Raw genomic sequence first — 21,041 nt, forward strand, 5'->3', positions numbered from 1 at the left:
CAATTGTAATGCCTGCTCCTGCTGCCTATATATTTTTTTCCAAAAAATCATCTTCCGTTTTTCTAACGGCTCTTACTGTATTTAACACTACTATAAGATTCATTGCACCATTAAGACATATGCCAAGCCCAGCCATTCTGACAATTAGATCTATTGCCTTTAAAGACGAAAATAACAAACAAATACCAATTATTCCCGATGCCACGGCTGTTATAAATATCCAGTAGCATCTTTCAATTCCGAATTTCTTTGCTTCTAAAGATGTTTGTATCTTTAATGCCGAATCCACAAAAAGAAATATTCCTATGTAAAAATCAAAAAAGCTTACAATATGTCCCGTTCGAAAAAAAATCAAAATTCCCAAAATCAAAGCAACGATTCCCAATCCAAAATCAAATTGAAACGCTAATTGAAAAAGATCTTTTGTAAAGTAAGCTGATATTTTTGCTATGCCATATATCAGCAGGAAAATACCCGATATTTTACACAAGACGTTTATTCCCGGCTTCGGCCAAAATAGCAGCAAAGCACCTCCGACAATGCAAATCATTGTCAAAGCAATATATGTATTTTTTGTTAAATTTAATTTCTTCATCGAATGAACCGCCCTACGGATATAAATAAATAGTAATCCAACCATCACCTATATGAAACATACAAAAAAATAACAGTGTCCTATTTTTGGGCACTGTTGTAAATGTGTATGGTTTTTTATTCTTTTTGACCTAATTCTGATATAAGTGGTTTGATTGTGACCTGATAGGATAAAGACAATCTATGAATCAGCTGCTCCTGCGACCCCGGCATTCCATTCTGCAGCCATCTGAACATTGTTCCGATAATAGAATTCGTGTAAAAATATGTGACAAAATCGATATTCTCCTCTGAAAGCTTTGTTTCACCGGCTTCTTCCCTGACATATTTTTCTACAAAATCCTCTGTGACATCATAAAAATACTTTAATATCAGCTCCCTGTTTTTAGAGTTATACAAGTGCAAAACCGCTTGCCTGTATTCTAAAATAAGATGATATCTTTGCAAAAATTCCTCATAAAAACTATCATATTCTCGGTTTTCCATAATAATATTATTGGCTTCTGTCTTAAGTAATTCCTCAAGTACCTGATAGATGTCACTGTAATAATAATAAAATGTATTTCTGGTGATCTCACATAACTCACAGATATCTTTAACGGAAATTTTATCTATTTCCTTTTTTTGCAGTAATTTAAGCATACTGTACCGAATTGCCTTTTGGGTAAATTTAGCCATAAAACCCTCTTCCAACCTGTATATATTTCAGTTTCGAGATGTCTGGCCTTCTCTCCAAAGCCTTAGAAATAAATCCTTTCCCGATCCATCCGATTATAATGATAAAGCCGTCCGGAATACAAGCTCCCTCTTCGTTTCCTCACAGGGCAGCCGCAGTGCCGCGATGCACGTCCGCTATGTCCCGGGCAGCGTATCCGTTTCTCCTTACATTCCAGTCAGATCGAAGTCCTCAAAGGAAACCTGCAGCTCATAGTCCTCCGGCGGATTCGGGTACTTCACCTCTACGCTCCGCTTGCTCTGGCTGTAATACCAGCCCTCCTCCGCACTCTCGAAGTGCCGTCGGTTCAGGAAATGCGGCAGGCGTCTTCCGGAGAGGAGCACCCGGAAGGGGCTCCTCTCCTTCTTCACCATATCGACCCGTACACTGCGGATGCTGTCCTCATAGCTTCCGCTTCGATGAACGCAGAGCCTCACGATACTGTCGCCGCACATACGGATCTCCGTCTTCAGGAAACAGCCCTTCCGGTAGTTGTTGCTGATGCCGTCGTCGTCATAGAGGCAGAAGCTCCGCTCTGCTCCCCCCGGCACGACGGTGAGCCGCAGTGCTGTCACCTTATCCCGCTCCATGGAGAGAGGCTGATTCTCCGCCATGGGTACGATTGCGCCCTCCCGGAGGAACATCGGGATCGACTCCAGCGTGACCGGGATCTCTATCGTCTGTCCGCCGGGATAGCAGCGGAGCTTATCCTCCCAATGATACCAGCGGCTTCCCTTCGGCAGATAAACCCGCCGGGTTTTCGCGCCCTTTTCGAGCACATTCGCAAGCAAGATATCCCGCCCGAACAGATAGTCGAAGCTCTCCTCATAGACCGCCGGATCATTCTGAAACTCATAGACCAGCGCACGCATGATCGGCGCGCCAGTCCGGGAGGCCTCATATTCCAGCGAATAAAGATACGGCAGGAAGCGGTAGCGAAGCAGGATCGCCTCCCGCAGCAGCGGCTTGACGGCACGGAACATCCAAGGCTCTGTCACTGTATTGTCATTCGAAGCGGAATGGATCGAAAATCTCGGCTGGAAAATACCCTGCTGCACCCATCGGAGAAACAGCTCCTCCTCCGGAGCCGGTCCGGCGAAGCCTCCGATATCCGCCCCCTCGTTCGGCTGTCCGCTGAGTCCCATCCCCGTAATGATCGGGATATTGTAGCGAAGCGTCTCCCAGCTCGTGTAATTATCTCCGCACCAGGTCTGCGCATAGCGCTGGATTCCGGCACTGCCGGAGCGGCAGACGGCATATGGGCGCGCGTCCGCATTGTGCTCGGTGACGGCGTCATTGGAAAGCTTGCTCATCAGCGTGCTCATAATCGGCTTCAATGCCCCGATGACACTGCCCTTGCCGTCGAAATCCACGCGCGCATCCTTGTCCAGCAGGCTGTCATACTCACAGTTGTCATTCCAGATCGATTCGGTACCGAGCGCGAGCAGCGACTCCTTCATACATTTCTTCCAGAGCTCCCTCGCCACAGGTCTGGTGAAATCCCAGAAAGCGCCCTCGCCGCCCCACCACATACCAATGGCAGGCTTCTCTGCTTCCTTTGCATCCCTGACAAAAACGCCGCTCTCTGCAAATTCCGCGAAACGCGGGTGCGTCAGCAGGATACCCGGCTTAACATTCGGGACATTCTGCGCGCCTCTCTCATTCATCGCCGCGAAATACGCGGCGGGATCCCGGAAGCGCTCCGTATTCCAGGTGAAGACGCAGCGCTTTCCCTGATAACTGGTGTAGCCCGAGGACAGATGGAAGCCGTCGATCGGGAAGCCCTCCTCATGCACCGTGTCAATAAAGCGAAGCACCGCCTCGTCGCTGTCCTTCTCCAGCTCCGAATAATACATGGAGGAGCCCTGATATCCCAGCGCACGTTTCGGAAGCAGCGCCGGACGCCCTGTCAGCCAGGTATACTGCCCGACAATCCCGGGGATGCTCCCCTCCGCGAGCAGAAAGAGGTCGATGTCTCCGCCGTCCGCCTGCCAGTAGGCATAGCGAGGCCAGTAATTCGACTTCTCGCAGCCCATATTGAAGACCGACTCATAAAAATTGTGATAGAACACCCCGACGGCGCGCTGCGTATCTCTGTCCAGACGAATGAAAAACGGGATATGCTTATAGAGCGTATCCGTCTTCTCCGCGTCATACCCCATCGCGTCTGTCGCGCGCTCCCGCAGGAATTTCTTGTTCTTGTTCAGCTCTCCCGCCTTCTCCCCGAAGCCGTAGAAGCAGTCCTCCTCCTTCATCCGGAAGCAGGAGGTGATGCGGCGGTTACTGTCCAGCATGAACGGTGCGAGCTTCTCCGTGCTGAAAAGCACATTCCCTTCTCTGTCCGAAAGCACGATGGCGATCGGCTCTCTTTCAATCACGAGCTGGAGCTTCTCCGTCTCGAAACATAATGTCCCTTCCTTTTCCGTGAATGCCGGCTCGATCGGAGAAACTCTCTCCCGCTCCCCCGTAAAGAGCGGATCCAGCCGATCCTCCCATGCAGTCTTCATCAGTACATAAGACTCCTCCGGAAATTCCCGTGTAAAGGAGACTCTGAGCCGGAGCAGCTCGTCCGTCAGAAAGCACAGCTTGATATCCGCGCTGTCGGTATGGAGCAGATACGCCGCGCCGAGCCTCTCATGGCCGTTCACTCTTTTGCAAATTTCCATCTCTCTCCCTTTCTGTATGAATTCGCTGTCCATACACTCTCAGGTGCGAATGCCTGTCAGCACCGGTACTTCCGGCATGGAAATCTCAATAGATGCAGAAAATTGCACTCTTCGTGATCTTGATCCGTCCCTCCTTCAGAAGCTTGCCGACCGCACGCTTGAAGGCGGCCTTCGACATTCCGAAATCTGCGAGCACCTGCTCTGCTGTCACGGTTTTGTCCGTATACGGGACGTGCCCCTCGAACTTCTCCGTGAGGAGGCGGAGCAGCTCCTCCGCCCCCTTCTCATACCGGTAGGTCTTGACTGCATTTGTGTCGATGTGCCGCGCCTCCTCGTGCTTCTTCGTATAGGTCGTCGCTGCAAGACGGTTCGAGCGATCCACATAGAGATAGACCTCGACGCTGTCTCCCTTCTTCAGCTCATAACGCATCTCCCTGTGCGGAATCAGGACATCCTTCTCCAGCCCTATGTCAATGAAGGCGCCGATCCGGTTCACGTCGCTGACCATGACACGCGCGACCTCTCCGACCTGCAAAAGCGGCTTCCGCGTCGTCGCAATGAAGCGATCCTTCGAATCCTTGTAAACAAAAACCGTAACGAGATCCCCGACGCCCTTTCCATTCGGAACCTGCTTCTCCGGTAGCAGCACCGCCTCTCCCTCTCTGTCCTCGAGATAGACTCCGAAGTCCTTCTCCCGTGCAATTCTCAGCTCCTGCATCTCACCTAATTTCAACATTTGCGTATACCTCTCCTCTTTCATTTTGCAGACTGAGCACGAGCCCGTCCTCGTTCCTCCCGAGCATCGGGATAATCTGCGCATTCAGCAGCGCCGCTCTCTGATATTCCGCACGGATGCGTCCGCCCGTCCACTTCCGATGCTCCGGAAACGCACGGAGCAGCGCCTCCGCCGCCATCTCGATATACTGCGCATTGTTCACATGATGATTACTGTCGATATGGTGCCGCTGCACCAGCACCGGCGAAAGCCGCTCCAGCTTCTCCGGCAGCGTGATTCGCCGCGGGCTCTCCGGCAGCCCCAGCACATCCCTTCTCTCTCCGAAGGGGAGCAGGACTTCCTCCGAGATCTTCACCGGGCGCTGCTTCTCAGTATCAAAGGAAAACCACTGGCTGTCCGCCCGCAGGATATCCCTTCCCTCCGCGTCCCGGATCCAGAAGTTCCGGTGGGCAATCACCCCCCTGAAGCTGTGGGGGCTCGTCCCGATCACGAGCCTCTCACAGAGCCGCGGCAGACGCTCTATATATATGTCCCAGTAGCTGAGCAGCCATGCGCGCTGCAGCGCCCTGAGCCGCTCCACCGTCAGTCCGACATCCGTGGAATGAAAGGTTGAGCAGTCCTGCAAATAATTCACCATCGCGACGACCTTCATGTCGCCGTCCTCATCGGTTTCCGAATAACGCACCCGATCCTGAAATTCGTACATCATTCCCTCCTGTTCTCTATCCCTGCAGATGCTCTCTCCGCCTCCACGCTCTCCGCATCGGAGCGGGCAGAGGTGTAGGGGTGGTCTATATGCAGCCGGAGACGCAGCTTTTCCTGCAGGCTCTCCGCGAGTCCCTTCTCCAGCTCCCGCGTGATTCTCTGCTCCTCCTCCTTTTCCAGACCCCAGGGCAGTAAAATATCGAACTCAAACTCCCGTCCGTCCTCTGTGTGCCGGAGCCGGAAATCATGAAGACTCGCATCTCCACGGATCGCCCGAAGAAGCCGCTCGGTCCGCTTACGGCAGTCCCGTGCCTCCGCGTCAGTCTGCACCGGATCCGTATGGATCACCAGCATGACGCCGGTCTCCTCCCGGATCTGCCGCTCGATATGATCCGCCAGCGCATGCGCCCTCCGCAGGCTCTGCGCCCCGTCCAGCTCGACATGGATGCTCCCCATATAGCGCTCCGGTCCGTACTGGTGCAGCACCAGATCATGGCTCCCATATACGCCGCGGTGCTTCTCCACGATCTCCCGGATCTCACAGGAGAGCTTCGGATCATTGCTCTCCCCGATCAGCGGCGCGACCGTCTCCCGCAGGATGGAAATGCCATTCCAGATGACGAAGAGGGAGAGCAGGAGCCCGACTGCCGCGTCGATATTCCATCCGGTCAGGCGGAAGACGCCGAGGCTCAGCACAGTCGCCGCTGTGATCGCCATATCCTGAAAGGAATCCGATGCCGAAGCGCGAAATACGGAGGAATCGATACGCCGCGCCACCGTTCGATAGTAAAGCGCGAGTCCCAGCTTCACGGCGATCGACATAAAAAGCAGAAGCAATGTGATCCCGCTGAAATGCAGTGCTTCCCGGTGCATAAGCTTCCTGACCGAGCTCTCCAGCGTCTTCAGTCCGACCTCGGTAAGCAGAAAAGCGACAAGAAAGGCAGCGATATATTCGATCCTGCCATGCCCGAAGGGATGCTCCGCATCCGCTTCCCGCCCTGCCATTCTGGAGCCGAGCAGCGCGATGACGGAGCTTCCGGCATCGGAGAGATTGTTGAAGGCATCCGCCATGATTGAGATCGAGTTTCCCCAGAGGCCGAGCGCGAGCTTACCGCCAAAAAGAAGCAGGTTGCATAGTATCCCTATGCAGCCTGCCTGAACCGCGACCCTCGTTCTTTCCGTATTTCCGGTTCTTCCGTTCATTCTGCGCTCCTTTCCTGAGTCCTCACAGGCAGCTCTTTATTCTCCGTCGGCAGGTTTCTGCGCCTTTAAGGAAATGCTGGTTAAGTCGAAGCCGCCTCATGCCGGCGGGCGTGCGTCATGAATAAATCAGCTCTTCGTTAATTCAGAGGTGCAGTGCGGACATCTGCTGGCGGCAATCGGGATCATTGTCCTGCAATACGGGCACTCCTTCTCCTTCGGCTCCGCCGGAGCCTCCGTCTTCTCATTGAGCTTACGCAGCCGGTTCATCTGCTTCACGAAGAGAAAAACCACCATTGCCATGATCAGGAAATTGATGATCGCCGTGAGGAAGGAGCCATAGGCGAGCACGGAGCCCTCTGCCGCCGCCTCCGCATAGACTCTCGTGGTCTGTCCTGCGAGCGGAATGAACATATTCTCGAAATCGATCTTCCCCGTGACCAGAGAAATCAGCGGCATCACGAGATCATCCACCAGATCCTTGACCAGCGCGGTGAACGCGGAGCCGATGATCATACCTACCGCGAGATCGATCATATTCCCCTTAAATGCGAATTCCTTAAATTCCTTCAGAAAACCCTTCATCCTCTTTTCCCCTTATCAAATAAACATTATAGAAGCACTGATTTATTCATGGACTCACGTGCCATGGGCGTGTGCCGCAAAAGACACTCTCGTTCGGGGCTCCACGCAACGGTACTAAATTCACACTTCGTTGCACTCGTGTTCATGAAGTACCGGCGTTCCGCACGCTTTTGCGGCATCACGCCCATTGGCACGTAACTTTCCCGGTTTAATCAGCGTATCCTTATGTGCTGCAGCACAGCACATAGCATTCGTCTCCCCTTATGCAGGCAACCTTTTCGAAACCTTTGGCTGTATGACGGAACAGCCCCCGAAGCCTGCGGTGCTACAGGAACAAACAGGCATCTCCGAATGAGAAGAAGCGGTAGTGCTCCTGCACCGCTGCCCGGTACGCGTTCAGCACATGCTCTCTTCCCGCAAATGCAGAAACCAGCATGATAAGCGTCGATTCCGGCAGATGGAAATTCGTGATCAGTCCGTCCATCGCCTTGAAGCGATAGCCCGGATAGATGAAGATCTGCGTCCAGCCGCTCTTCGCCGGAATCGTTCCATCCGGCAGCGCCGCGGACTCGATCGTCCGGCACGAGGTCGTACCAGTGCAGATCAGCCGTCCGCCCCCTGCCCTGCAGGCATTCATCTTCGCGGCATTCTCCTCGTCGATGATGAAGAACTCCGAGTGCATGTGATGCGCCTCGACAGTATCGGACTTCACCGGACGGAAGGTGCCCAGCCCGACGTGCAGTGTGACATGAGCGATTTCCACGCCCTTTTCCCGCACCTTTTCCAGCAGCTCCTTCGTCCAATGCAGCCCCGCCGTAGGCGCCGCCGCCGAGCCGTCATGCTCCGCATAGACGGTATTGTAGCGCGTCTTGTCCGAAAGCTGCCTGTGGATATAGGGAGGCAGCGGCATCTCCCCGAGCCGGTCCAGCACCTCCTCGAATATCCCCTCATAGCGGAAGCGGATAATGCGGTTCCCGTCGTCGATGGTATCGACGATCTCTCCCATCAGCAGCCCCTCTCCGAATACAATGCATGCACCGTTCCGGAGCTTCTTTCCCGGCTTCACCAGACATTCCCACTCATCCTTCGTCCTTCGTTTCAGGAGGAGGATCTCCGCATGCGCTCCGGTCTCCGCCTTCACGCCGTGAAGCCGCGCCGGGATTACCTTCGTATCATTGATGACGAGGCAGTCTCCCGCTCTGAGATATTCCGGTATATCATAGAAATGCCGGTGCCGGATCCCGCCGCTCTCCCTGTCCATGACCAGAAGACGCGAGCTCGAACGCTCCTCCAGCGGATCCTGCGCGATCAGCTCCTCCGGCAGATCAAACCAAAAGTCCTTTGTATTCATAAATGTTCTGTTTCCTGTCCGATACCAAAAGGCACGGAATGCTGTCCTTTCTGTATTTCCGTCCGGGATGCGGTCAGAACCGCTCTGCAAGGCAGCAAAGCCTCGCCTGCTGCCGTAACGCTCCGCTACTGCGGCCCTCCGGCGGCTTCGATAACATCCCCCGCAGGCGCGACTGCGCCTCCCTCGGCTGCCGCCGCGGACTCCGTGCTCTGCTGCATAGGATCCACTGCCTCCACGACATGCTCCGACTGCTGTGCGGAAGCAGCAGCCGTCGTTCCCGCCGCTCTTGTCGTTTCCCGTCTCGTCTCCGCAGCAGAGCTGCTCCCCGTACTGCTCTCCGTACTGCTCTCCGCCTCAGTCTCCACCGAGATCAGAGAAACCTCGGAATCGATGGATGCCTGATCCTCCGTATAGATCCTGCCTGTCTGAAATGCGTCATAGATCACAGCCAGCCTGGAATCCGAGGACAACGCAGCGAGCAGTCTCGAGTTCACGGAGTTGATGAGCTCCTGTACCTCGCCGTGCTCCGTCGTATAGCTGTTCACGAAACGGACCTGCTCCGGACTGCGGTTCTCGATCAGCTGATAGCCCCCGTCCGGAAGACGCATCATATAGCAGTACATGATCGCCGGCGCGACCGTCTCCGCGCGCCGGAACTTCACGTCATAGCTCAGAAATACGAGCAGCTCGTTCTCTCCGAGTCCCGGTACGCCGTACAGATTCAGATCCTGATATGCCTCGATATAGCCCGCCTGCGCCTTGAGCTGTGCGGCAAGCTGCCTCCTCTGCTCCTCGCTTCGGTTGCTGATCCCGCTCATGCTGTCCAGCGTATCTACGTCCGCCGCGAGCTTCGCTTCGAAATAGCGTGTGAAAAAGTTTTTCAGCGTCTCATCCGACAACGGCTGTACGCTTCCCCCTGTCTCCTCCGCCGTCTCCGTACTCTCTCTGCTCTCCGAGATCTCCGAAGGGCTCGCAGCTTGCGGCATATTCTCCTTCTCCCCGAAAAACGGCTCCAGAATCAGCACGATGCAGATCAGCGCGATAATCAGCGCAGGGATCGTTACGATCCCCCGCTCGATCCGGAGCTCCCGGAGCGCCCGCGCCTGCCGCGCTCTGTACCGCTCCCTGTTTCTTCTCTTTGTAATGACGCGATTCCTCGGTCTTTCCCGGAGGAGCTTGTCCACGTCATCCAGATCCTCTATCCTTTTATCCATACCTTACCAAAGCTCTCCATTCAGGCTCTCGCGCCGTCGCTGCCGTAATAATGCCCGCCTGCCCACGCACTCTGCACCCTGTCGCCTCCGGCATTCATATAATAAAGCCTTCCGCCGATGGCATGCTCCCCGCCGCCCAGCATCACGCCATTTGCCGGTTCCATATAGTACCACTTCCCGCTGATATCGTTCCAGCCGACTGCCATCTCGCCGCTCGCCACACAGAAGCGCCAGCTGCCGTCGCTCTCCTTCACCCAGCGGTTCCATTCCATATAGCCGCTGCCGTCGAAATGATAGAATTTCCCATCCAGCTTCTCCCAGCAGTTCACAGGATAGCTTCCGTCCGGAAAGAGATACCAGCGTCCCACGTTGTCGCTCTGCCAGCCATTTGCGGTATAGGTATTAACCCTCACCCTTCTTCTGGTTTCACCTGCGGCGGAGCTGCTGTAGGCGCCGCTCACACCCGGCCCGCCGTTTTCACTTCCGTTCGCAGCGCCTTCGCTTCTCTTCACACCCGGTCCCCGGCTGCTGTCCGTATGGAATGGACCGCCGCCCCCGGAAACATCCTCTGAATTCACGACCACGACGGTGCCGTTTCCGGACCATGCCGTATCCTTGCCGTCCACATCCCGCGCCCGCACACGTGCAGTATAATAGCCCCTCTGCGTCGCAGTAAAATCATAGACAGTCTCCGAGCTGTCCGTCCTCGCGGTTTTCACCGCGCGGAAGCTCGTCCCGTTTTCATTCGTCCTGCCGAGCTGCACCTCATAGCTGTCCAGCCCGCTCCATTCCGGCACCGTCCAGCTCACACTGATGTCCGCGCCGTTTCCCGACACCGAAACGATTCGCGGCGCTGTTTTCGTGCTGCTCCCGGCTGCCAATGCAGAAAACGTGCCGGCAAGCAGAAATATGGTCAGAAATACGCCCGCAACAATCTTCTTCATCTCTACCTCCATCATTTGTACAGCCTATTCTACACTATATCTCCACCAAAAGAAAGCCTCGGACGAAAGGCTTCTTTCGTCCGAGGCAAGCCGAAAACGTTCCATAAATCAAAAGACGTCGGCTTCACCTTTTCATCTCCTTACCCGAGCTGGCTGTTCAGCGTGCGGATCGCCGGTATGCAGTAATCCTCGCTTCCATCCAGATGATAGAGATGTCCCTCCGTCACGAGATTATAGGCGTTCACATTGTCGATATACACATAGCCGTCTGTGCACTCGAAGCTGAGCACTCCGCTGTTGCCGGAGAAAAGATGCTGTACCGTCTCCCATTCTCTGCTCTTTGCCGGGAAGCTGTATGCGGCGCTGCCGAGCCGCACCGTCACCTTCCCGTCTCCGGAGAGCCGGAAGCGCACCGTCGTGTCCCTTCCGTTCTGCGTCCCCGCGCTTGCCTCAAGCTGCTGGGAAAGCTTCCCTCCTTTTGCGAGCCGAGCCGCATTGGAGCCCGCCCTCTGCTCGACCCGTGCATTGTTCTCCAGCTTCCAGCCACGCTCACGAAGTCCAAACTGCGGATTGAAAAGCTTGTTATTTCCGTAGTCGCGGTAAACCCAGATCCCATAGCCGTTCGTCATGCTGCGGAGCAGACCGGGCAGGGAAAGAAGGTATGCCGGCTCCTCCTCCGGATGGATCTTCGCCATATCCTCATAGCCGGGTGTGCTCTCCGTGAACAGGAGCTGCTCGACATACACCGGCTTCCCGGAGGACGCCGCAAATGCGAGCGCCTGCTGTGTTCCCTGCAGCGCTCTCCCCGCGCTGACCCTGCCGCCGCCGATAAACATCGGGACGCCATACATCGCGGAGGCATAGCTGGAACGGAGGCTGCGGAAGCTGTTCTGGTGCATATACCACTCTGTACTGCCGTCATTTCGAAGCACCCTGTCTCCGTCCAGACGTATCTCGAAGGAAAGATCCGGAAAAAACTGCTGCGAGTCGGCAATCAGCTCCATCAGAAATGCATCGTACCAATCATAGAAAATTTTCAGGGCATAGTTCGCCTTGGACGGAAAATAGATCGTGTCCTCCGTCAGTCCCTGATCCTTATAGATTTCCCGCAGCTCCTCTATGCTGTAATGCGCGAGCGCATAATCCCGGAAGCCCGATTTTTCCGCATTCTCTATTCCTTTTTTATTCTTTCCATAGCTCGTCGCAGTAGATGTGAAGGTCCAGAAATCCTCCCATGTCGCAAAACCGCCCGCGAAATTTGCATGGGCGCTCGCCTCACTGTAGATCCGGGAAAGATAGCTGAACCACTGCTTTCTCGTAAAGCTGCTGTAGGGCAGCTCGTTAACGCGGACCACCGCGGATTTCCCTTCCGGATAATAGTCCCATGTATAGCCGACACGCAGCATCACAGAAAGCTGCTGCGCCTCCGCGGCATTCATGACCTTATGCAGCCGCTCTATCGCGTAGCTGTTAAAGCTTCCATTCTCCGGCTGGAACTCCCGCCATGGCAGCACCAGTATGATATTATTAAAACCGTCTCCCGCGATCTGCCGAAGCTCCGCGTCCATATCGTCCGACTCGCCGTTCCAGAAATTGACCATCCAGTCGTCCGAATAGTAGGTCGCGGATTTCAGATAGCCCTGATTCGGCTTCGCAAAGCCGCATATTAAAAAAAATGCCGTAAGCGTAAGCAGCAGCCCTGCCGCCTTTCCTCTCCTCGACATCTGTCTCCTCCAATACAGCCTGCGGTGCTTCACCGCCAATACGCAACAGCTGTATCCTATCCCATTTTTAATTCTTCGTCAATATACTGTATAAGTCCCCGGACGGCAAGCATGCGGATGCCGTGCCTGCACGAGCGAACATTCGTTATGCATCCTATCAAAAACAGAGCCCCTGAGACTTTTCTCTCGGGAGCCCTGAATATATGCGCTCGTCAATTACTCAACGATCTTTACAACTCTTCCGGAACCAACGGTTCTGCCGCCCTCACGGATGGCGAAACGAAGTCCCTCCTCCATGGCGATCGGGTGGATCAGCTCGACGCTCATCTCGGTGTTATCTCCGGGCATGCACATCTCCGTGCCCTCCGGGAGATGGCAAACGCCGGTAACGTCAGTCGTTCTGAAGTAGAACTGCGGACGGTAGTTGGTGAAGAACGGAGTATGACGTCCGCCCTCGTCCTTGGTCAGGACGTAAACCTGTGCCGTGAACTTCGTGTGGCACTTTACCGTACCCGGCTTGCAGAGAACCTGTCCTCTCTCAATCTGGTCACGGTTGATACCTCTGAGGAGAAGACCTACATTATCACCTGCCATTGCCTCGTCGAGCTGCTTACGGAACATCTCGATACCGGTGATAACGGACTTCAGCGTATCCTCGTGGATACCAACGATCTCAACCTCGTCGGAAACGTGAAGCGTACCACGCTCTACTCTTCCGGTTGCTACGGTGCCACGACCGGTGATGGTGAAGATATCCTCGACAGGCATCAGGAACGGCTTGTCGGTCTCACGCTGCGGCTCCGGAATGTAGGTATCTACGGCATCCATGAGCTCCATGATCTTATCACCCCACTCAGAGGACGGGTCGTTCAGCGCCTGCAGAGCAGAGCCCTTGATAACCGGAACCTCATCGCCCGGGAAATCGTACTCGGTAAGCAGGTCTCTGACCTCCATCTCAACGAGCTCGAGAAGCTCCGGATCGTCAACCATATCGCACTTGTTCATGAATACAACGATAGCCGGAACGCCTACCTGACGCGCAAGCAGAATGTGCTCTCTGGTCTGCGCCATAACACCGTCGGTTGCAGCTACGACGAGAATTGCACCGTCCATCTGTGCAGCACCGGTGATCATGTTCTTAACGTAGTCGGCATGCCCCGGGCAGTCAACGTGCGCATAATGTCTTGCCTTCGTAGAATACTCAACGTGAGAGGTATTGATCGTGATTCCACGCTCTCTCTCCTCCGGTGCCTTATCGATGTTGGCGAAATCCGTAGCGGAGTTCCCCTCTACACGCTCTGCAAGAACCTTGGTAATTGCAGCCGTAAGGGTCGTCTTGCCATGGTCAACGTGCCCGATGGTACCGATGTTGCAATGCGGCTTCGTGCGGTCAAAATGTGCCTTTGCCATTTTCAATTCCTCCTAGAAATGTAATACAACGAAAATCATGTCAAGCACTAACGCATGCTTCGCATGCTCCGTGCAGTACATAACCGAAGTGATAGATTTCTCTATCACTTCAATCTATATAATTTTATCATCACTTACGATATTTCGCAAGCAGTACTTTCTCCCCTGCTCTTACTTCTTCAGGTTGGAAAGCACCTTATCCTGAATATTCTTCGGGCACTTCTCATAGTGGTCGAAGAACATGGAGTAGTTCGCGCGTCCCTGTGTCTTGGAACGAAGATCCGTGGAATATCCGAACATCTCGGAGAGCGGAACGTATCCGTTGATCTGCTTTCCGGACGGAATATCCTCCATGGACTCGATCCTGCCGCGGCGGGAATTCACATCGCCGATGACATTCCCCATGTACTCCTCCGGCGTCGTGATCTCCACCTTCATGATCGGCTCGAGGAGGATCGGATCCGCCTTCGCCATAGCCGCCTTGAACGCCATGGAACCGGCGAACTCGAAGGCACGCTCATTGGAATCGACCTCGTGGTAGGAGCCGTCGTATACATTGGCGTGAACGCCGAGTACCGGGAAGCCCGCGAGCACGCCGGACATGGAAGCGTTCCGGATGCCCTTCTCGATCGCCGGGATATACTCCTTCGGAATCGAGCCGCCGACAACAGTGGACTCGAACTTGAAGAGCTCCTCGCCGTTCGCATCCATCGGCTCGAACTTGACCTTACAGTGTCCGTACATACCGGACCCGCCGGACTGGTGAACGTACTTTCCTTCGACATCCACAGACTTGGTGAAGGTCTCCTTGTACGCAACCTCGGGCGCACCTACGTTTGCCTCGACCTTGAACTCACGCAGCAGTCTGTCTACGATGATCTCGAGATGAAGCTCTCCCATACCGGAGATGATGGTCTGCCCGGTCTCCTCGTTGGTCCGCACACGGAAGGTCGGATCCTCCTCGGCGAGCTTCGCAAGCGCATCGGACATCTTGCCCTGCGACACCTTGGTCTTCGGCTCGATAGCGACCGAGATAACCGGCTCCGGGAATTCCATGGACTCGAGGATGATCGGATGCTGCTCATCGCAGATCGTATCGCCTGTCGTCGTCATCTTGAAGCCGACTGCTGCAGCGATATCTCCGGAGAAAACCTCGTCCAGCTCGGTTCTCTTGTTGGCATGCATCTGCAGAAGTCTGCCGACTCTCTCCTTCTTCTCCTTCGTAGAGTTCAGGACATAGGAGCCGGTCTTCAGCACGCCGGAATATACGCGGAAGTATGCCAGCTTTCCGACGAACGGGTCGGTCATGATCTTGAAAGCAAGCGCTGCGAACGGCGCATTGTCCGAGGACGGTCTGCTGTCCGGATTGCCGTCCAGATCGGTACCGGTAATATCCGGAACATCTGTCGGTGCCGGAAGGAAATCGATCACGGCATCCAGAAGCTTCTGTACGCCCTTGTTGCGGTAAGCCGTTCCGCAGAGACAGGGAACCGCATCGCCGGCAATGGTGCCCTTGCGAAGCGCTGCCTTGAGCTCGGGAACGGTGATCTCCTCACCCTCCAGATACTTCTCCATCAGCTCATCATCCAGCTCGGAGATCTGCTCCACCATCTTCTCGTGATATTCCTCGGCGATATCCTTGTACTCGTCGGAAATGTCCCGGATGTCGATCTGCTCTCCCTTGTCATCCAGATAATGGTAGGCTCTCATCTCGAAGAGGTCGATGACGCCCACGAAGCTGTCCTCCGCGCCCATCGGAACCTGCGTGATGACGCAGTTCTTCCCGAGACGGTCTACGATCGTCTGTACGGAATGGAAGAAATCCGCGCCTACGATATCCATCTTGTTAATGAACGCGATACGCGGGACATGATAGGTGTCCGCCTGCCGCCATACGTTCTCAGACTGAGGCTCTACGCCGCTCTTCGCGTCGAAAACGCCGACAGCACCGTCGAGAACCCTCAGGGAACGCTCCACCTCAACCGTGAAGTCCACGTGCCCCGGGGTATCAATGATATTGATGCGGTACTCCGGTGCGCCGGCGATCTTCTTGTGCTCAAACTCCGGTGTCCAGTGACAGGTCGTAGCGGCTGAAGTGATCGTGATGCCTCTCTCCTGCTCCTGCGCCATCCAGTCCATGGTGGCAGAGCCCTCGTGGGTCTCACCGATCTTGTGGTTTACACCGGTATAGAAGAGGATACGCTCTGAAAGAGTGGTCTTACCGGCGTCGATGTGCGCCATAATACCAATATTTCTTGTATGCTCAAGTGAATACTGTCTCTCAGCCAATGTCGTCCCTCCTAATTAGAATCTGTAATGAGCAAATGCCTTATTGGCCTCAGCCATCCTGTGCATCTCCTCTTTACGCTTTACTGCTGCGCCGGTGTTGTTCGCAGCATCCATAATCTCATTCGCAAGCCGGTCTGCCTGCGTCTTCTCGGATCTCTTTCTCGAGAATTCCTTCAGCCATCTGAGAGCAAGGGTCTGCCTTCTCTCCGGCTTCACCTCCATCGGCACCTGATAGGTAGCGCCGCCGACACGCTTTGCCTTTACCTCGAGAACAGGCATGATGTTGTTCATTGCCTCCTCGAAAACCTCGAGCGCGTCCTTGCCGGCCTTTTCCTTCACCTGCTCGAAGGCGCCATAAACGATCTTCTGTGCAACACCCTTCTTGCCATCCAGCATGATGGAATTCACAAGCTTCGTAACGAGCTTGGAATTATACACCGGGTCTGCCAGAACTTCTCTGTGTAGAGTATGTCCTTTACGTGGCACGTTACTTCCCTCCTTAAATATACAATTTAGATCATCGGTACTCTGCGTAAGCACAGACAGGTCTGCGTCTTACGAGTTCATGCGGATCATGGACACCTCTGTATATTAAGTGACCAATGCTATCCGTCATAACCATGTCTAAAAACTTCCTGCGCTGCTGCCCTCTAAGACGATTACTTCTTAGCGGCCTTCGGACGCTTCGCGCCGTACTTGGAGCGCGCCTGCATTCTCTTGGCAACGCCGGCGGTATCCAGCGTTCCTCTGATGATATGATATCTGGTACCCGGCAGATCCTTCACACGGCCGCCGCGGATCATAACAACAGAGTGCTCCTGAAGATTGTGTCCCTCGCCCGGAATGTAGGATGTAACCTCGATTCCGTTGGACAGACGTACTCTGGCGATCTTACGAAGCGCCGAGTTCGGCTTCTTCGGCGTAGCAGTCTTCACTGCGGTACATACGCCGCGCTTCTGCGGAGCATTGTTCGTAGTCGCCTTCTTCCTGAGGGAATTGAATCCTCTCTGAAGCGCTGGTGCAGCAGACTTCTTCTTAGATGTCTCTCTGCCCTTTCTGACTAACTGGTTAAATGTTGGCATTTTGGTCTCCTTTCGTCAAAATTTCCTTTTCTCCGCTTCCTCTTCACGAAGAAAGGCGTGCGAAAATCGCACGCCCAAATAATATATCTCATCCCCTGTATCTTGTCAATCTGTTTCTTCGAAGCACTGCCGCGCTCAGAGCTCATTTTGAAGCTCTCTCTCCAGCTTCTCCGCCTCCGCCGTGTTCTCCACAGACTCGGCATCGACATCGAATGCTTCATCCGCCGTGAGGAGCTCGCCGCTGTCCAAAAGCTCTGCCGTGTCCGTCGAGAGCTTGATGTTCCGGTATCTCCGCATGCCGGTTCCCGCCGGGATCAGCTTACCGATGATGACATTCTCCTTGAGGCCGACGAGGTGATCCACCTTGCCGTTGATCGCCGCCTCGGTCAGCACCTTGGTCGTCTCCTGGAAGGAGGCGGCGGACATGAAGGAGTCGGTGGCGAGGGACGCCTTGGTGATGCCGAGCATGGTTCTGGTGCCCTCTGCCGGCGTCTTGCCCTCCTTCACGAGCCGCTCATTCTCATCCTCGAATTCCAGACGGTCTACCGCAGTCCCCGGAATGAAGTCAGAGTCATTCGCTTCGTTGATCCGCTCCTTCTTCATCATCTGGTGTACGATCATCTCGATATGCTTATCGTTGATCTCTACGCCCTGCAGACGATACACGCGCTGCACCTCGGAGATCATGTACTCCTGCACCGCCTTGACCCCCTTTACCTTCAGGAGGTCATGCGGATTGATGGAGCCCTCGGTCAGGACATCGCCCGCCTCGAGCAGCTGTCCGTCCTGTACCTTCAGGCGGCTGCCGTAGGGAATCAGGTAGGTCTTGGACTGCTGGTTCTCATTGTCGGTCACGATAACCTCGCGCTTGTTCTCCTTGCTCTCAATCTTCACAGTGCCGGAAATCTCGGTCAGGATCGCAAGTCCCTTCGGTCTCCTCGCCTCGAACAGCTCCTCTACTCGCGGGAGACCCTGCGTGATATCTCCGCCCGCTACGCCGCCGGAGTGGAAGGTACGCATGGTCAGCTGCGTGCCCGGCTCACCGATGGACTGTGCCGCGATGATGCCGACAGCCTCTCCGACCTGTACCGGCTGCCCGGTCGCGAGGTTTGCACCGTAGCACTTCGCGCAGATCCCGTTCTTGGAACGGCAGGTCAGCACGCTCCTGATGCGGACGGATTTCTTGCCCGCCTTGTTCAGCGCCGCGATAATCTTCGGCGCTCTCTTCGGCGTCACCATGTGATCCGCCTTGATGACGATGGCTCCGGTATCCGGATCCGTAACGGTCTCGGCGAGATAGCGTCCCGTGATTCTCTCCTCGAGGGACTCGATCTTCTCCTGTCCGTCAGAGAGCTCCGTGATCTCCAGAGAAGGGATCGTATCCCGCTCCGCCGCGCAGTCCAGATCGCGGACGATCAGATCCTGCGTGACATCCACGAGACGTCTGGTCAGATATCCGGAATCGGCGGTACGCAGCGCCGTATCGGACATTCCCTTCCGCGCGCCGTGTGCAGAAATAAAGTACTCCAGCACGTCCAGCCCCTCACGGAAATTGGACTTGATCGGGAGTTCGATGGTACGCCCCGTCGTATCCGCCATGAGTCCGCGCATTCCCGCAAGCTGCTTGATCTGCTTGTCGGAGCCTCGCGCCCCGGAATCCGCCATCATGTAAATGTTATTGTATTTATCGAGCCCATTCAGAAGATCCTGCGTCAGCTGCTCGTCGGTATCCTTCCAGGTCTCGATGACCTCCTTGTAGCGCTCCTCCTCCGTGATCAGACCTCTCCGGAAGTTCCGTGCGATCTTGTCCACAGTGTTCTGCGCCTCCTGCAGGAGTGTCTGCTTGCTCTCCGGCACCGTCATATCGTTGATGGATACGGTCATCGCCGCCTTGGTGGAATACTTGTAGCCGATCGCCTTGATATCATCCAGCGTCAGCGCCGTTTGCGTCGCACCGTGTACATCCATGACCCTCTCAAGGATCTGCTTCAGATTCTTCTTCTTCACGAGGAAGTTAATCTCCGGGAGCAGTGCATTGCCCGGAACCGATCTGTCCACGAAGCCGAGATCCTGCGGGATGATCTCATTGAAAAGCAGTCTCCCGACCGTCGTTTCCACGAGTCCCTCCCTATGCTCCACCGTTCCATCCTCACAGCAGATGCTGCGCTCCACGCGGCACTTGACCTTCGCATGCAGCGTCACAAAGCCGTTCTCATAGGCAAGGATTGCCTCGTTGATCGAGCGGAAGCTCATCCCCTCTCCGCGGTCGCCGTCTCGATCCTGCGTAAGGTAGTATACGCCCAGCACCATATCCTGCGACGGAACGGCAACCACGCCTCCGTCCGACGGCTTCAGAAGGTTGTTCGGAGAGAGCAGCATGAAGCGGCACTCTGCCTGTGCCTCCTGCGTCAGCGGAAGATGGATCGCCATCTGATCCCCGTCGAAATCCGCATTGAAGGCGGCGCATACGAGCGGATGCAGCTTGATCGCCTTACCCTCTACGAGGATCGGTTCAAACGCCTGAATACCGAGTCTGTGCAGCGTGGGAGCACGGTTCAGCATGACCGGATGCTCCTTGATCACATCCTCAAGGATATCCCAGACCTGCGGATCGAGACGCTCCACCATTTTCTTGGCGTTCTTGATATTGTGCGCCTTACCGGTCGCGACGAGCTCCTTCATTACGAAGGGCTTGAAAAGCTCGATCGCCATCTCCTTCGGCACGCCGCACTGATAAATCTTCAGCTCCGGACCTACGACGATAACGGAACGTCCGGAATAGTCTACCCGCTTGCCGAGCAGGTTCTGACGGAAACGTCCCTGCTTTCCCTTCAGCATGTCGGAAAGGGACTTCAGCGCCCTGTTCCCCGGTCCGGTGACCGGGCGTCCGCGCCTTCCATTGTCGATCAGGGCATCTACCGCCTCCTGCAGCATTCTCTTCTCATTCCGGACGATGATCTCCGGCGCACCGAGTTCGAGGAGCCGTGCCAGACGGTTGTTTCTGTTGATAATGCGGCGGTAAAGGTCATTCAGATCCGAGGTCGCGAAGCGGCCGCCGTCCAGCTGCACCATCGGACGAAGATCCGGCGGAATGACCGGGAGATTCGTGAGAATCATCCACTCCGGACGGTTGCCGGAGGAACGGAACGCCTCGACTACCTCGAGCCGCTTGACAATACGGGTTCTCTTCTGTCCCGAGGACTCATCCAGCTCGGTGCGGAGCTCCCTGTACTCCTTCTCCAGATCGATAGCCCGAAGCAGCTCCAGTACCGCCTCCGCACCCATACCGGCACGGAAAGTGCCGTAGCCGTACTGCTCCACGGCGTCCCGGTATTCCTTCTCGGAGAGCACCTGCTTGTAGCTGAGTCCCGTGTCCTTCGCATCCAGCACCACATAGGAGGCGAAATAGAGCACGCGCTCCAGCGTACGCGGGCTGATGTCGAGGATCAGTCCCATCCGGGACGGGATTCCTTTGAAGTACCAGATATGGGATACCGGCGCAGCGAGAGCGATGTGTCCCATTCTCTCACGCCGAACGGAGGATTTCGTGACCTCTACTCCACAGCGGTCACAGATCACGCCCTTGTAGCGGATCTTCTTGTACTTGCCGCAGTGGCACTCCCAGTCCTTCACCGGCCCGAAGATCCGCTCGCAGAAAAGGCCGTCCTTCTCCGGCTTCAGCGTCCTGTAGTTGATGGTCTCCGGCTTCTTCACCTCGCCGAAGGACCACTCCATAATCTTTTCCGGTGAGGCCAAGCCAATCTTGATGGAATCGAACTGAACAGGCTCATTTACATTCTCAAGTTGTGCCATCTAATCCTCCTAT

At 55.2% G+C, this 21,041-nt stretch carries 16 protein-coding genes; all 16 read right to left on the reverse strand.

What is annotated here, in order from left to right:
- Positions 1 to 25 precede the first annotated feature (25 nt).
- Positions 26 to 595, reverse strand: coding sequence for an HdeD family acid-resistance protein (locus HW273_RS08755; RefSeq protein ID WP_179011593.1), 570 nt, complete (start codon positions 593 to 595; stop codon positions 26 to 28).
- Between the two features lie 116 nt (positions 596 to 711).
- On the reverse strand, positions 712 to 1,272 hold the full coding sequence (locus tag HW273_RS08760) for a TetR-like C-terminal domain-containing protein (RefSeq protein ID WP_179011595.1): 561 nt from the start codon (positions 1,270 to 1,272) through the stop codon (positions 712 to 714).
- 204 nt (positions 1,273 to 1,476) lie between these two features.
- Positions 1,477 to 3,975: a glycoside hydrolase family 31 protein gene (locus HW273_RS08765; RefSeq protein ID WP_179011597.1), complete on the reverse strand. Its 2,499-nt coding sequence runs from the start codon at positions 3,973 to 3,975 to the stop codon at positions 1,477 to 1,479.
- A gap of 85 nt (positions 3,976 to 4,060) precedes the next feature.
- Positions 4,061 to 4,711 (reverse strand): S1-like domain-containing RNA-binding protein, encoded by a 651-nt coding sequence (locus HW273_RS08770; protein ID WP_179011600.1) that lies wholly within the window; start codon positions 4,709 to 4,711, stop codon positions 4,061 to 4,063.
- Positions 4,695 to 5,417, reverse strand: a complete 723-nt coding sequence (locus tag HW273_RS08775) for an acyl-[acyl-carrier-protein] thioesterase (RefSeq protein WP_243206775.1) — start codon at positions 5,415 to 5,417, stop codon at positions 4,695 to 4,697. The genes HW273_RS08770 and HW273_RS08775 overlap by 17 nt, the downstream gene beginning before the upstream one ends.
- The gene (locus HW273_RS08780) at positions 5,417 to 6,619 is read right to left on the reverse strand and encodes a cation diffusion facilitator family transporter (RefSeq protein WP_179011604.1); all 1,203 of its coding nucleotides are present in this window, start codon (positions 6,617 to 6,619) and stop codon (positions 5,417 to 5,419) included. Before HW273_RS08780 ends, HW273_RS08775 begins: the two co-directional genes overlap by 1 nt.
- Positions 6,620 to 6,745: 126 nt before the next feature.
- Complete coding sequence (mscL, locus tag HW273_RS08785; protein ID WP_179011606.1) at positions 6,746 to 7,201, reverse strand: large conductance mechanosensitive channel protein MscL; 456 nt, start codon at positions 7,199 to 7,201, stop codon at positions 6,746 to 6,748.
- Between the two features lie 325 nt (positions 7,202 to 7,526).
- Positions 7,527 to 8,552, reverse strand: a complete 1,026-nt coding sequence (queA, locus tag HW273_RS08790; RefSeq protein ID WP_179011608.1) for a tRNA preQ1(34) S-adenosylmethionine ribosyltransferase-isomerase QueA — start codon at positions 8,550 to 8,552, stop codon at positions 7,527 to 7,529.
- Positions 8,553 to 8,677: 125 nt separating this feature from the next.
- Complete coding sequence (locus HW273_RS08795) at positions 8,678 to 9,766, reverse strand: hypothetical protein (protein ID WP_179011610.1); 1,089 nt, start codon at positions 9,764 to 9,766, stop codon at positions 8,678 to 8,680.
- Positions 9,767 to 9,786: 20 nt separating this feature from the next.
- Positions 9,787 to 10,710 carry a hypothetical protein gene (locus tag HW273_RS08800; RefSeq protein WP_179011612.1) on the reverse strand — a complete coding sequence of 308 codons (924 nt, stop codon included), beginning with the start codon at positions 10,708 to 10,710 and terminating at the stop codon, positions 9,787 to 9,789.
- A gap of 140 nt (positions 10,711 to 10,850) precedes the next feature.
- Positions 10,851 to 12,434, reverse strand: coding sequence for a hypothetical protein (locus HW273_RS08805; protein ID WP_179011614.1), 1,584 nt, complete (start codon positions 12,432 to 12,434; stop codon positions 10,851 to 10,853).
- Between the two features lie 216 nt (positions 12,435 to 12,650).
- On the reverse strand, positions 12,651 to 13,844 hold the full coding sequence (gene tuf / locus HW273_RS08810) for an elongation factor Tu (RefSeq protein WP_179011616.1): 1,194 nt from the start codon (positions 13,842 to 13,844) through the stop codon (positions 12,651 to 12,653).
- A 171-nt stretch (positions 13,845 to 14,015) separates the two neighbouring features.
- Positions 14,016 to 16,133, reverse strand: a complete 2,118-nt coding sequence (gene fusA, locus HW273_RS08815) for an elongation factor G (RefSeq protein WP_179011618.1) — start codon at positions 16,131 to 16,133, stop codon at positions 14,016 to 14,018.
- 15 nt (positions 16,134 to 16,148) lie between these two features.
- The gene (rpsG, locus tag HW273_RS08820; RefSeq protein ID WP_179011620.1) at positions 16,149 to 16,619 is read right to left on the reverse strand and encodes a 30S ribosomal protein S7; all 471 of its coding nucleotides are present in this window, start codon (positions 16,617 to 16,619) and stop codon (positions 16,149 to 16,151) included.
- Between the two features lie 173 nt (positions 16,620 to 16,792).
- The gene (rpsL, locus tag HW273_RS08825; protein WP_179011622.1) at positions 16,793 to 17,215 is read right to left on the reverse strand and encodes a 30S ribosomal protein S12; all 423 of its coding nucleotides are present in this window, start codon (positions 17,213 to 17,215) and stop codon (positions 16,793 to 16,795) included.
- A 135-nt stretch (positions 17,216 to 17,350) separates the two neighbouring features.
- The gene (gene rpoC / locus HW273_RS08830; protein WP_179011624.1) at positions 17,351 to 21,028 is read right to left on the reverse strand and encodes a DNA-directed RNA polymerase subunit beta'; all 3,678 of its coding nucleotides are present in this window, start codon (positions 21,026 to 21,028) and stop codon (positions 17,351 to 17,353) included.
- Positions 21,029 to 21,041 lie beyond the last annotated feature (13 nt).

The sequence above is a fragment of the Oribacterium sp. oral taxon 102 genome (assembly GCF_013394775.1).
Lineage (GTDB): Bacteria > Bacillota > Clostridia > Lachnospirales > Lachnospiraceae > Oribacterium.